The sequence below is a fragment of the Arthrobacter globiformis genome (genome assembly GCF_030815865.1).
GTDB lineage: Bacteria > Actinomycetota > Actinomycetes > Actinomycetales > Micrococcaceae > Arthrobacter > Arthrobacter globiformis_B.
The window spans coordinates 1,079,677-1,092,389 of sequence record NZ_JAUSXI010000001.1 but is presented as its reverse complement, the minus strand read 5'-3'; the positions used below and the strand labels follow the sequence as shown (position 1 = coordinate 1,092,389).

9 protein-coding genes and 2 tRNA genes are annotated in these 12,713 nt (G+C 66.3%); 8 read left to right on the top strand and 3 right to left on the bottom strand.

Annotated elements, in window-relative coordinates:
• Positions 1-3: 3 nt before the first annotated feature.
• Together QFZ33_RS05100 and QFZ33_RS05095 are read left to right on the top strand one after the other, a co-directional pair.
• Positions 4-91, top strand: a tRNA-Ser gene (locus tag QFZ33_RS05100).
• Positions 92-232: 141 nt separating this feature from the next.
• Positions 233-1,708: an MFS transporter gene (locus tag QFZ33_RS05095; RefSeq protein ID WP_307025438.1), complete on the top strand. Its 1,476-nt coding sequence runs from the start codon at positions 233-235 to the stop codon at positions 1,706-1,708.
• Here the strand turns inward: QFZ33_RS05095 and QFZ33_RS05090 are convergent.
• Entirely contained in the window at positions 1,653-3,866 is a 2,214-nt protein-coding gene (locus tag QFZ33_RS05090) for a RecQ family ATP-dependent DNA helicase (protein ID WP_307025437.1), read from the bottom strand. The genes QFZ33_RS05095 and QFZ33_RS05090 overlap by 56 nt on opposite strands.
• Positions 3,867-3,995: 129 nt before the next feature.
• Here QFZ33_RS05090 and QFZ33_RS05085 point away from each other — a divergent pair, with 129 nt between their 5' ends.
• From QFZ33_RS05085 to QFZ33_RS05070, 4 genes are all read left to right on the top strand, one after another.
• Positions 3,996-5,414, top strand: coding sequence for a phosphomannomutase/phosphoglucomutase (locus QFZ33_RS05085; RefSeq protein WP_307025435.1), 1,419 nt, complete (start codon positions 3,996-3,998; stop codon positions 5,412-5,414).
• A 10-nt stretch (positions 5,415-5,424) separates the two neighbouring features.
• Entirely contained in the window at positions 5,425-5,907 is a 483-nt protein-coding gene (locus tag QFZ33_RS05080) for a hypothetical protein (RefSeq protein WP_307025432.1), read from the top strand.
• Between the two features lie 98 nt (positions 5,908-6,005).
• Positions 6,006-6,455: an RrF2 family transcriptional regulator gene (locus QFZ33_RS05075; protein ID WP_307025429.1), complete on the top strand. Its 450-nt coding sequence runs from the start codon at positions 6,006-6,008 to the stop codon at positions 6,453-6,455.
• A 216-nt stretch (positions 6,456-6,671) separates the two neighbouring features.
• Positions 6,672-7,832 carry a globin domain-containing protein gene (locus QFZ33_RS05070; RefSeq protein ID WP_307025427.1) on the top strand — a complete coding sequence of 387 codons (1,161 nt, stop codon included), beginning with the start codon at positions 6,672-6,674 and terminating at the stop codon, positions 7,830-7,832.
• A gap of 161 nt (positions 7,833-7,993) precedes the next feature.
• Here QFZ33_RS05070 and QFZ33_RS05065 read toward each other — a convergent pair whose 3' ends face one another.
• Positions 7,994-9,820 carry a phosphoenolpyruvate carboxykinase (GTP) gene (locus QFZ33_RS05065; RefSeq protein ID WP_307025425.1) on the bottom strand — a complete coding sequence of 609 codons (1,827 nt, stop codon included), beginning with the start codon at positions 9,818-9,820 and terminating at the stop codon, positions 7,994-7,996.
• Positions 9,821-10,098: 278 nt separating this feature from the next.
• On the opposite strand from QFZ33_RS05065, the gene QFZ33_RS05060 reads away from it, so the two are divergent.
• Positions 10,099-10,172 (top strand) — tRNA-Arg (locus tag QFZ33_RS05060).
• 159 nt (positions 10,173-10,331) lie between these two features.
• Here the strand turns inward: QFZ33_RS05060 and QFZ33_RS05055 are convergent.
• Positions 10,332-11,060, bottom strand: coding sequence for a FadR/GntR family transcriptional regulator (locus tag QFZ33_RS05055; protein WP_307025423.1), 729 nt, complete (start codon positions 11,058-11,060; stop codon positions 10,332-10,334).
• A 130-nt stretch (positions 11,061-11,190) separates the two neighbouring features.
• Between QFZ33_RS05055 and QFZ33_RS05050 the strand changes: the two genes are divergently transcribed.
• Positions 11,191-12,648 carry a dihydrolipoyl dehydrogenase family protein gene (locus QFZ33_RS05050; protein WP_307025422.1) on the top strand — a complete coding sequence of 486 codons (1,458 nt, stop codon included), beginning with the start codon at positions 11,191-11,193 and terminating at the stop codon, positions 12,646-12,648.
• The last annotated feature ends 65 nt before the right edge of the window (positions 12,649-12,713 follow it).

Genomic DNA, 12,713 nt, shown 5'->3' with positions numbered 1-12,713 from the left:
ATTGGAGACGTGCCAGAGCGGCCGAATGGGCTTCACTGCTAATGAAGTGTGGGGCACAACTCCACCGGGGGTTCAAATCCCCCCGTCTCCGCGTTTGGCCCCGGTCCTCGGACCGGGGCCGTTTGCGTTCCCGGGCCCCTTCCCGCCGCTTGGCCGGTAGTCCCGCCGTTGCGGCCGTCCGAGTGCCGGACCCCCAAGGCACTAAACCGCTTTCCGGTGGCAGGATGACTGCATGAACAAGCTTTCCGCCAGCCAGGCCTGGAGTCCCCGGCTAGCATTGCTCGTGGCGGCCACGTTCTTCATGGAGTTCCTCGACGGGACTGTGCTGACCACCGCCATCCCGAGCATCGCCGGGGACTTTGGGGTGCCGTCGGCCAGCGTGAACATCACCATGACCGCCTACCTGATGACAGTGGCCATGGGTATCCCGCTGAGCGGCTGGCTGGCCGAGCGCCTCGGGGCCCGGCGGATTTTTTGCCTGGCCATCGCTGTCTTTACCCTGGCGTCGCTGCTGTGCGCCGCCAGCCAGGACCTCACGGTGCTGACCGTCAGCCGCGTCCTGCAGGGCCTGGGCGGGGCGATGATGGTGCCGGTCGGTACACTGCTGGTGCTTCGCGGGACGCCAAAGTCGGATCTGCTGCGCGCCACCGCTTATCTCGTCTGGCCGGGGCTGCTGGCTCCGGTCCTCGCACCACTCGTGGGCGGCGCCCTGACCACCTACCTGTCCTGGCACTGGATCTTCCTGATCAACCTGCCGCTCGGCGCCGCAGCCTTCCTCGCCGCCCTGCGCCTGGTTCCCGCGGTTCCCGGCGACCGGGCCCGCCGGCTGGACTGGCTTGGGCTTGCCCTGACAACGGCCGGCGTGGGCGCGCTGGTGGCGGGCCTTGAACTGGCGAGCGGCCACCCCGGCGGCTTTTGGACCTGGCCCAGCATTCTGGCCGGGGTTCTCGCCCTGGCAGCGGCGGTCTTCTGGATGCGACGCGCGGCCCACCCGTTATTTGACCTGACAGTGTTCGGCACCCGCACCTTCCGGGCCACCAACTCGGGCGGCTTCATCTACCGGCTGACCATCAGTGCCGTGCCGTTCCTGTTGCCGCTGATGTTCCAGAACGGATTTGGATGGAGCCCCCTGCACGCGGGCATCATGGTTGCCGCCGTGTTCATCGGGAACATCGGCATCAAACCCGCCACGACGCCGCTCATCAGGCGCTTCGGGTTCAAGCCCGTGCTGGTGTTCGCGTCCCTGGCGTCGGCTACGACTTTCGCCCTCTGCGCGATGCTGACCCCGGCAACACCGGAACCGCTGGTGTTCGCGCTGCTCGTGTGCAGCGGGGCGTTCCGTTCCATCGGCTTCTCCGCGTACGCGTCTGTCCAGTACGCAGATATCGTGCCGGAGCAGCTGACGTCAGCCAACGCTGTCTCGGCGACGCTTGTGCAGCTGGCCACCGGGGCCGGCATCGCGGTGGGCGCCCTGCTGCTGCGCGTCTTCGAGTCGGATTCCCTGATCTCGTCCGGATTTGGCGCCATTTTGTCAGCCGGACCGGACGGCAGCGGCGTGGCCGCCTACCGTGGCGCGTTCCTGTCGATTGCGGTGCTGATGCTCCTCAGCACCGCCGACAGCCTTATGTTGCACCGGCACGCGGGGGCCGAGGTCAGCCGGCCTGGGCCAGTGCCAGCGGAAGCACCGCGCCCGCACCGGCCCGCCTGAGCGCGCGTCCCGCGATGGTGACGGTCCACCGGCTGTCCACGAGGTCGTCGATGAGCATCACGCTGCCGCCGCCGAGGCCAGCGAGCTCTGCCGCCAGCGAGTCCCCCACCACGAGACGGTCCCACACACCGGCCAGCCGGTAAGCGCTGTTGCCGCCGCGTCCGCCGGTGGGCCCGCCGTGCTCGAGCTGCAGCTGGCCGATGTACGGGATGCGGCCGATCTGGGAGATGCCCCGGGCCAGGGAGTCCACGAGTTCGGGCCTGCTGCGCGAGGGGATGCCGACGATCGCCGCCGGCCTGCCTGCGCCGCTCCAGCCCGGAATCCGGGAATCACCGGCGCCCCATTCGCGGAGCACCTGGACACAGGCCTGCAGCATGCCGGGATCGACAGCGCGGTCCGCAGCCCCGGCTGCGAAGAGTTCGCGCAGCGCCCCGCCCCAGCCCAGGTCCGTCAGCCTGGCGAGGACCCGGCCGTCCGCGACGTTTTCGTCAGGTTTAATCTTGCCCTTCACCGGCACCCCGAGACGGTCCATCCCGCTGGGCCACTGGAGCCTGGACTCCAGCACGATGCCCGCACGGCTGAGGGTCTGCCCGGCAGCCTCCATGGCTGTGGAGGCCACCTCCGAGGGAAACCATCTCCCTGCGCAGTTGTCGCAGCGGCCGCACGCGGCGGCGGTCTCGTCATCCAAGACGGAGGTGATGTACTCCATCCGGCACCCGGCGGTGTCCTGGTAGATAACCATGGAGTCCTGCTCGTCCACCCGGGCCTCCGCGATGCGGCGGTACCGTTCGGCGTCGTACGTCCAAGGCATTCCGGTGGAGTGCCAGCCGCCGCCTACCCGTTCCACTGCGCCGTCCACGGCGAGAACCTTCAGCAGGAGTTCCAGGGGCGTCCGTCGCAGGTCCACTCGGGCTTCCAAAGCCACGGTGGACACGGCCGAGCCTGCTTCCGCCAGCGCGGTCAGCACAGCGGTGGCCTTCTCCTCGGAGGGCATGGAGGCTGTGGCAAAGTACTGCCAGATTTCGCGGTCCTCGGACCCTGGCAGGAGCAGGACGTCTGCATTGGCGGCACCACGGCCCGCCCTGCCCACCTGCTGGTAGTAAGCAACCGGGGATGACGGTGCGCCGAGGTGCACCACGAAACCGAGGTCCGGCTTGTCAAAGCCCATCCCCAGCGCGGAGGTGGCCACGAGCGCCTTGACCTGGTTGTCCTTAAGAAGCTGCTCCGCCCGCTCACGGTCCGCAGGGTCCGTGCGGCCCGTATACGCCAGCACCTCGTGGCCCGCCTCGGCCAGCAGCCTGGCGGTGTCCTCGGCGGCGGAGACCGTCAGGGTGTAGATGATCCCGCTGCCCTGCAGATCCGCCAGGTGTGTGAGCAGCCACCCGAGACGCTCGCGCGAGTCGGGCAGCGCCAGGACCCCGAGCCGCAGCGACTCCCTGCCCAGCGCGCCGCGGATGGTCAGCACGCCGTCGCCCAGCTGTTCCTCGATGTCGTGGACCACCCTGGAGTTGGCAGTGGCTGTGGTGGCCAGTACAGGCACGGTGTCCGGCAGCTCGGCGATGAGGTCGGCAATGCGACGGTAGTCGGGACGGAAGTCGTGGCCCCAGTCTGAGATGCAGTGGGCCTCGTCGATAACCAGCAGCCCCGTGCGCCGGATGAGTTCTGGCAGCTGGTTTTCGCGGAACGAAGGGTTGGTGAGCCGTTCGGGGGACACCAACAGGACATCCACCTGGTCGGCAGCAAGCTGCTCCCGCACCGTGTCCCACTCCAGCTGGTTGGCGGAGTTGATCGCCACGGCCCGGACACCTGCCCGGGCGGCAGCCGCCACTTGGTCCCGCATCAAGGCCAGCAGCGGAGAAACGATCAGCGTGGGTCCTGCCCCGCGCCGCCGGAGGAGCAGGGACGCCACGAAGTAAACGGCTGATTTTCCCCAGCCTGTCCGCTGCACCACGAGCGTCCGGCGGCCGCCGTCAACCAGTGCCTCGATGGCCTCAAACTGGCCGTCGTGAAAGTCCGCGTCAGGCCGTCCCACCAGCTCGCGCAGCACCGACAGGGCCTGTCCGCGGGTCCCAATCACCGCTTCCTGTTCGCTTCCGACGCCGGCAACTGAGGGGCCGGGAGCAGAGGAACGGACCGGAGCATGCTGGTTATTTGCCATTGATTCAGTATCCCAGCCACCCCTGACACTCCAAACCCCGGGCACCGGCCATGTGGACAATCGGCCGGCGCGCACTTCTGTGACTTGCCCTCCACGGGCTGCTTCGGGCTTGCCCGTAAGATAAGTGCCGTGACTAGCGACCAGACCAGTACTTTTGACCTTTCGGCCTCGTTCAAGGCGTATGACGTCCGCGGCATCGTGGGCGAATCCATCACCGCTGAAATCGTCGAAGCCGTAGGCGCAGCGTTCGTTGACGTGCTTGGCCTTGAGGGACAGACGGTCCTGGTCGGCGGCGACATGCGCCCCTCCTCCCCCGAATTCAGCAAGGCGTTCGCCAACGGCGCCGCCACCCGCGGGGCCAACGTCCAGCTGCTGGACCTGATCTCCACGGACGAGCTGTACTACGCGTGCGGAGCCTTGAACGCCGCAGGCGCCACGTTCACTGCGAGCCACAACCCGGCCGCATACAACGGAATCAAGATGGCCAAGGCCGGCGCAGTCCCCATCTCCTCCGAAACCGGCCTCAAGGAGATCCAGGCACTCGCCGAGCAGTACCTGAACACAGGCTCCATCCCCGCTGCCGAAACGAAGGGCCAGATCGGCGTCCGGGACGTTCTGAAGGACTACGCCGAGTACCTGCGCACGCTGGTTGACCTCTCCGGTTCGCGCCCCCTCAAGGTGGTGGTGGACGCCGGCAACGGCATGGCCGGACTGACCACGCCGGCCGTCCTGGGCGACACGCTGCTGCCGAAGCTCCCCTTCGACATCGTTCCGCTCTACTTCGAACTGGACGGCTCCTTCCCGAACCACCCGGCCAACCCCCTGGAGCCGGAAAACCTGCGCGACCTGCAGGCCGCCGTCGTCGAACACGGCGCGGACATCGGCCTGGCGTTCGACGGTGACGCCGACCGCTGCTTCGTCATCGACGAAAAGGGCGAGGCGGTCTCGCCGTCGGCCATCACGGGCATGGTGGCCCGCCGCGAAATCGCCCGCGCAAAGGCGCAGGGCGAAGCAAATCCCACCATCATCCACAACCTCCTGACCTCGCGCGCTGTGCCGGAACTCGTCGCCGAAGACGGCGGCCGGGCGGTACGCACCCGGGTGGGCCACTCCTTCATCAAGGCCGTCATGGCAGAGGAAGGCGCCATCTTTGGCGGAGAGCACTCCGCGCACTTCTACTTCCGTGACTTCTGGAACGCGGACACCGGCATGCTTGCCGCCATGCACGTGCTGGCCGCCCTGGGTGAACAGGACGGACCGCTTTCGGAACTCGGCCGGGAGTACGAACCGTACGTTTCCTCCGGCGAAATCAACTCGGAAATCGAGGACAAGGCCGGCGCAGTGGAGCGCGTCCGCGCCGATTTCGAGACCGAGGACGTGGCGGTGGACCACCTTGACGGCAGCACCTTCACCGCCGCCGACGGCAGCTTCTGGTTCAACCTGCGCCCCTCCAACACCGAACCGTACCTGCGGCTGAACGCCGAAGCCACGGACAGGGCCACGATGGAGCGGGTGCGCGACCGCGTGCTGGCTCTGGTCCGCAGCTAGGACAGCCCCCATGGCATCACCCGACTCGACCCCGGCCCAGTCATCGTGGCGCGCGTCCGTGCCCGACTCGACGGCCACGGATCTGGAAAACCTCCTGGGCACCGGAATGGCGGCAGCCCAGGAGCAGCTTGAACGCAGCGGCGGGTTCCTGCCGTTCGCCCTCGTGATGGAGAATGACGGCGACGTCCGCCTCGTCGCTGTCTCGCCGGCAGATCCGAATGCCGACAGGGACAGCGAGTTCGACGCCGACCTGATGATCCGCGACATCACGGAACTTTTGCGCCAGCACCGGGACGAGTTCCGCGCCGCCGCCATCGTCTGCGACATCACCCTGGTCGAGGAGGACTCGGACGCCATCCATGTGGCCACCGAGCACCGGGACGGCGCGGTGTTCGCAGCCGTCCTGCCGTACTCCCCCACCACCGAGGGCAGTGAATGGGAGTTCGGCGACCTTGCCGCCGACTCCAACGAGCCTGTCATTTGGGCGGACTAGACCGCACGAACGGCGGGTCGCGGCACGCTCGCGATGGGCATAGCCATGCGATTCCACCGGACGGAACGGCGATTTGCACAGGTCATTAGGCTAGAAGCATGAAAATCAACGCCTTCGCGGATGTCAGCCTGCGCGCCCTCATGGTGCTCGCAGCCGCACCCGAGGGCGGCCTGCTTACCACCCAGAACGTTGCGGACGCCGTCGGAACCCCCTACAACCACGTCAGCAAGGCCGTGGCGAAGCTGCGGATGCTGGGGCTGATTGACGTTGAGCGTGGCCGCAACGGAGGCTCGCGGCTCAGCGCGGCCGGCCACCGCGTAACGGTGGGGAAGGTCCTGCGGCAACTGGATACCAGGGAGGACGCCGCCGAGTGCATAGGCCCGGCCGGCAGCTGCCCCCTCATCAATGAATGCCGGCTGCGCGGTGCCATGGCTCGGGCGCGCGAGGCTTTTTACCGCGAGCTCGACGACGTCGTGGTGGCCGAACTGCCCACCTCCCGCCAGATGACACCCGTCTTCGAGGCCATCGGACTGCGCCCGGGCGCCTGACCGTCGCCATCCGCATGACCAGTTCACCCGCCTGAACCGGCCGCCCCGGCATGCCCTGCATACCCCTGCTCCCTACCTCCCTCGGGTCCCCTTCTCCATTTGGAAAATCTTTTCTACAGGGTGTAGAAATAGACATGTAGAAACTCGTATTTCAGATGCGAGTATCTGCAGTACCGGTCCGGCCAAAGACTCCGGACCACTAGCTCAGGAGTGTCAATGCTCTCGGACAAAGCCCGTCCTGTCATCGAAGCCACCCTTCCCATGGTCGGCTCGCGAATCGGCGAAATCACCCCCAAGTTCTACAACCGCCTCTTCGCCGCGCACCCGGAACTCCTGGACGGGCTGTTCAGCCGCTCCAACCAGCGCAACGGCAACCAGCAGCAGGCCCTGGCCGGAAGCATCGCCGCGTTCGCGACCCACCTGGTCAACAACCCGGACACCGTCCCGGAAACCGTGCTGTCCCGCATCGCGCACCGGCACGCTTCCCTCGGCATCACCGAGCCGCAGTACCAGGTGGTCTATGAGCACCTCTTCGCCGCCATCGCAGAGGACCTGGCCGAGGTCATCACCCCGGAAATTGCAGAGGCCTGGACCGAGGTGTACTGGCTCATGGCGGACGCCCTGATCAAGCTGGAAAAAGGCCTTTACGCGGCCCAGGCGAACACCCGAATGTGGATGCCCTGGACCGTAGTTGAAAAGACCCCCGCCGGCACCGGATCGATGACGTTCACCCTGGCACCTGCGGATGACACCCCGGTCACCGCCGCCCTTCCGGGCCAGTACATCGGCGTCAAAGTCACCCTGCCCGACGGCCTCCGCCAGGTCCGGCAGTACTCGCTCTCCGGCGATGCCGGCACCAGCCGCAGCTTCACCACCAAGATCGACGACGGCGGGGAGGTCTCTCCCGTGCTCCACAACAGCGTGGAGGTCGGAGACATCATCGAAATCTCCAACCCTTACGGCGAAATCACCCTGAAGGACGGCGACGGTCCTGTGGTTCTCGCCTCCGCGGGTATTGGCTGCACGCCCACCGCCTCGATCCTGCGATCCCTCGCCGAAACCTGCTCCGACCGCCAGGTGCTGGTCCTTCACGCCGAGAGCACCATGGACAACTGGGCGTTGCGCTCCCAGATGACGGACGACGTCGAGCGCCTTGACGGCGCCGACCTCCAGCTCTGGCTGGAGGAACCGCAGGCGGGCACGAAGTCCGGCTTCATGTCCCTGCGCGAGGTGGACCTGCCCGCCAACGCCTCCCTGTACCTTTGCGGTCCGCTGCCGTTCATGAAAAACATCCGCAGCGAGGCCATCGAGGCTGGGATCCCCGCAACACGGATCCACTACGAGGTCTTCGGCCCGGACATCTGGCTGGCCGCCTAGCCCCTACGGCTGGGGAGTTTTTGTACACTTGTCGCGACTTTAGGGGCGTTTAGGCCCATTATCTGTACAAACTCCAGAACGGACGACGGCGGCCCCGCACCTTTGAAGAAAAGGTGCGGGGCCGCCGTCGTACTTTTGGCTTTTCCAGGAAAAGACGTGGTCTAGGCCAGGCGGGCCTTCAGGCCGTCGAGCTCCTGCTGGAGCGCTGAGGGCAGAGACTCACCGAAGTTGGCGAACCACTCCTCGATCGAGGCGAGCTCGGTCTTCCACTCGTCGGCGTCAACGCGGACGGCGTCCTCCACCTGCGCGGGGGTCATGTCGAGTCCAGTGAGGTCGATGGAGTCGCCGGTCGGGACGAAGCCGATGGGGGTCTCCACGGCGTCGGCCTTTCCTTCGAGCCGCTCGATGGCCCACTTCAGGACGCGGGCGTTGTCCCCGAAGCCCGGCCAGGCGAAGCCGCCCTCTGCCGTGCGGCGGAACCAGTTGACCAGGAAGATCTTGGGCAGGCGCTCCGGGTTGGCCTTGGCGGACAGGTTGACCCAGTGGTTCAGGTAGTCGCCGGCGTCATAACCGATGAACGGAAGCATGGCCATGGGGTCGCGGCGGACCACGCCGACGGCACCGGCCGCAGCAGCGGTGGTCTCGGACGACAGGGTGGAGCCCATGAAGATGCCGTTGGTCCAGTCGCGGGCCTCGGTGACCAGCGGGATGGTGGTCTTGCGGCGGCCGCCAAACAGGATGGCGGACAGTTCCACACCGTTCGGGCTGTGGTATTCCTCGGCCAGCATGTCGATCTGGTCGATCGGGGTGCAGAAGCGCGAGTTCGGGTGGGCTGCCGGCTGGCCGGACTCGGGCGTCCAGGAGTTGCCCCGCCAGTCGGTGAGGTGCCCCGGGGTTTCCTCGGTCATGCCCTCCCACCAGACGCCGCCGTCGTCGGTCAGCGCAACGTTGGTGAAGATGCTGTTGCCCTTGGCGATGGCGCGCATGGCGTTCGGGTTGGTGCCCCAGCCGGTGCCGGGGGCCACGCCGAACAGGCCGGCCTCGGGATTGACGGCGCGGAGCTCGCCTTCCTTGCCAAACCGCATCCAGGTGATGTCGTCACCCAGGGTCTCCACCTTCCAGCCATCGATGGTGGGGTCGAGGAGGGCGAGGTTGGTCTTGCCGCAGGCGGACGGGAAGGCAGCCGAGACGTAGTAGGTCTTCTGTTCCGGCGAAGTGAGCTTGAGGATGAGCATGTGCTCCGCAAGCCAGCCTTCGTCGTGGGCCATGACCGAGGCGATGCGCAGGGCGTAGCACTTCTTGCCCAGCAGCGCGTTTCCGCCGTAGCCGGAGCCGAAGGACCAGATCGAACGCTCCTCGGGGAAGTGCACGATCCACTTGTCCGGGTTGCACGGCCACGGGACGTCTGCCTGGCCGGCCTCCAGCGGAGCGCCCAGGGAGTGCAGGGCCGGAACGAAGAAGGCGTTGGTTTCGGTGATCCGGTTCAGGACGTCCGTGCCGATGCGGGCCATGATGCGCATGGAGGCGACAACGTAGGCGGAGTCGGTGATCTCGACGCCGAACTTGGGGTCCTCGGCGTCGAGGTGGCCCATGACGAACGGGATGACGTACATGGTGCGGCCGCGCATGGAGCCGGAGAACAGCCCGCGCAGCTTCTCCTTCATCTCCGCCGGGGCCATCCAGTTGTTGGTGAAGCCTGCGTCGTGCTCCTTTTCAGAGCAGATGAACGTCTGCTCTTCGACGCGGGCCACGTCAGCGGGGTCCGAGAAGGCTGCGAAGGAGTTGGGGAACAGGTCCTGGTTCAACCGCTTCAGGGTGCCGGCCGCGACGAGTTCGTCGGTGAGGCGGGTGTTTTCTCCCTCAGAGCCGTCGACCCAGTGAATCCGGTCCGGCTGGGTAAGCCCAGCGACCTCTTCAACCCACGCCAGCAGTCCGGCATGGGTGGTGGGTGCTTTCTCAAGCAGCGGCAGTCGCGCCAGGTGGGCCATTGCAGTTCCCTTCTTCGGGTTCAGTGGTGTGTGCTAAATGCTATTTCTGATGATCTGGACCAATTCACGGTCAGACATCGGATGTCCTGCCCATCTGGACTCAACTTCCGCGGAAACTCGCGGAATTTGGATTTAGAAAAGTCGAAATTAGTGACGAAGGTCACGTAGACCGGTCTAGTTGTGTAAATTACATGGTCCTCAATTTGGAACTGCGGCCCTCCTCGCGTAAAGTTATTCGAGGTTCGGGGCGAGCGAAAAGCTCGCTGAGAACCGAAGATGCGCCCATAGCTCAGCTGGATAGAGCGTCTGTCTACGGAACAGAAGGTCAGGGGTTCGAATCCCTTTGGGCGCACAAAGAGAAGGTCCGCATCGGGAAACCGGTGCGGACCTTCTGCGTTAAGCATGGATTACAGGACAAGTCCGGCATGCCGAAGCCGTGGCAACAAACCCGCGATTCCCCCGCGATTCAAAACCGAAGTGATCCAGAACCGCTGGTCCGGAACCGGACTTCCTATTCGCCGACCGCCTCGCGTATCCGCTGGCGGAACCCCTCGAAGTGGTGCGTCAGCTCGCGGGCTGCCCGGGCCTTGTCCCCGGCAGCCACGGCCGCATAGATGTTCCGGTGCACTGCAGCGAGTGCCGGCAGATCCTCCACGCCGGGTCCAACCTCGGTATAGATATTGCGGTAAACCTTCCAGAAAACGCCCAGCAGGTTTAGCAGGAGTTCATTGTTAAGGGGTTCAAAGAGCCTGCGGTGGAACTCAGCATCGGCTTCCACAAAGGCCTCCCCTGCCTCCGCGCTCTCCTCCATGCGGATCACGGACTCCTCGATGGCGGCCAGTTGTTCGGCCGTCATCTCATCCATTGCGCTGCCAATGAGCCCCGCCTCCAGGGCCTGGCGGACATCCACGAGCTGCCGCGCTTCCAGGCCGTGGTGCCGCAGCGAGAGCCGCCCGCGGAAAATCAGGCCGTCGGCGAGGGATTCAAAATTGCTGGGCGCGACGAACATGCCGAAGCCGTGGCGGATCTCAATGACCCCCAGCGCCTGCAGGACCTTCAGCGACTCCCGGAGGGTGTTCCGGCCCACGCCCAGTGCGAGGCACAGCTCGTTTTCGGTGGGAAGGGCGTCGCCGGGCTCCAGCTCACGGTCCAGGATCAGCTCCATGATGTCCGACTGCAGGGCGCGCAGGCGGGCCTGGGCACCGAAGCGGGCCGGCGGGACCACGTTGGAGGGCTGCATGGAGGGCTCCTTTGCACTTTCCGTACTTTTCCTCACCGTAGCGGATGTCCCATGTCCCCAGAACGGCGGGGTCCATTGTTACGGCAGCGCCTGCCAAGATCCGCGGCAGGCGTGGGCGTAGGCTTTTGCCATGCCACGTCTTGTTGAACGGGAATTCGATGTCATTGTGATCGGCGCCGGCGCGGCAGGGGAAAATGCCGCGGACCGGGTGGTGCAGGGCGGCCTGACGGCGGTCCTGGTGGAAGCCGAACTGGTGGGCGGCGAGTGCTCCTACTGGGCGTGCATGCCATCCAAGGCACTGCTGCGACCGGGCACCGCACTGCACGGGGCCCAGTCAGTTCCCGGCGCCAGCGAGGCCGTGACAGGAACGCTCGACGCGGCCGCGGTCCTCAAGCGGCGCGACTCCTTCACGTCCAACTGGCAGGATGCCAGCCAGGTGGAATGGGTGGAGGGCGCAGGCATCGAGCTGATCCGCGGCCGGGCAGGCATCACCGGCGAGCGGACAGTGGGAGTAGCCGGGCTGGACGGCGGCCATTACGCACTCACGGCGCGTCACGCCGTCGTGCTTGCCAACGGCTCCACGCCCAACCGGCCGGCCGTCGAGGGGCTGTCCGACGTTGAGTACTGGGGCACGCGGGAGGCGACCTCGGCAAAGGAGGTCCCCGGCCGGCTGGGCGTGTTGGGCGGCGGCGTCGCCGGCACGGAGCTTGCCCAGGCTTTTGCCCGTCTCGGGTCCACGGTCACGCTGGTGGCGCGCAGCGGGCTGCTGCGCAATTTTCCCAGTGAGGCCGCGGAACTGGTGGCCGCCGGCCTGCGGGCCGACGGCGTGGAGCTACGGCTCGACACCAAGACCCGAAGCGTCCAGAGGAATTCCGACGGTTCCCTGACGCTCACGTTCGACGGCGGCGACACCGTCACGGTAAACCAGCTGCTGGTGGCGACCGGCCGGCGGCCCGCGCTGGAAGGACTCGGGCTGGAGAGTGTGGGCCTGTCCACCAGTGACGGCAAGCCCCTGGCCATCCGCACTGATTCAACCGGCCTGGTTGCTGAAGCGTCGGGAAACGACGACGGTCCCTGGCTGTACGCGGTGGGCGACGCGGCGGGCAAAGTACTGCTGACTCACCAGGGCAAGTACGAGGCCCGGGCCACCGGTGCAGCCATTGCCGCCCGGGCCAAGGGCGAGCTTCGCGGGGAGCCTCAGCCGTGGAGCCGGTATGCGCAGACGGCCGACGAACACGCCATTCCCAACGTGGTGTTCACTGACCCCGAACTGGCCAACGTCGGCAGGTCGCTGGAGCAGGCCCGCAAGGACGGCTACAACGCATCATCGGTGGAGCTGCCCATCGAAGTGGCCGGGTCCTCCCTGCACGGCCGGAACTACAAGGGCTGGGCGCAGTTGGTAGTAGACGAGGACCGCAAGGTGCTCCTCGGCGCAACCTTCGCCGGGCCGGACGTCGCCGAGCTCCTCCACGCCGCGACGATCGCCGTCGTCGGAGAGGTTCCGCTGGACCGGCTCTGGCACGCAGTGCCTTCTTATCCGACCATCAGCGAGGTCTGGCTGCGGCTGCTGGAAAAGTACGGACTCTAATTTCTATTTGAACTGACTAGTCAGTTCAGTTAGCCTTGAGGCAGACAACTTCTGCGAAAGGCTCC

What these genes read in the sequence shown, in the direction of transcription:
- QFZ33_RS05065 (WP_307025425.1), bottom strand. Translation starts at nt 9,820, where the DNA reads ATGGCCCACCTGGCGCGACTGCCGCTGCTTGAGAAAGCACCCACCACC.
- QFZ33_RS05055 (WP_307025423.1), bottom strand. Translation starts at nt 11,060, where the DNA reads ATGCAGCCCTCCAACGTGGTCCCGCCGGCCCGCTTCGGTGCCCAGGCC.
- QFZ33_RS05070 (WP_307025427.1), top strand. Translation starts at nt 6,672, where the DNA reads ATGCTCTCGGACAAAGCCCGTCCTGTCATCGAAGCCACCCTTCCCATG.
- QFZ33_RS05095 (WP_307025438.1), top strand. Translation starts at nt 233, where the DNA reads ATGAACAAGCTTTCCGCCAGCCAGGCCTGGAGTCCCCGGCTAGCATTG.
- QFZ33_RS05080 (WP_307025432.1), top strand. Translation starts at nt 5,425, where the DNA reads ATGGCATCACCCGACTCGACCCCGGCCCAGTCATCGTGGCGCGCGTCC.
- QFZ33_RS05050 (WP_307025422.1), top strand. Translation starts at nt 11,191, where the DNA reads ATGCCACGTCTTGTTGAACGGGAATTCGATGTCATTGTGATCGGCGCC.
- QFZ33_RS05075 (WP_307025429.1), top strand. Translation starts at nt 6,006, where the DNA reads ATGAAAATCAACGCCTTCGCGGATGTCAGCCTGCGCGCCCTCATGGTG.
- QFZ33_RS05090 (WP_307025437.1), bottom strand. Translation starts at nt 3,866, where the DNA reads ATGGCAAATAACCAGCATGCTCCGGTCCGTTCCTCTGCTCCCGGCCCC.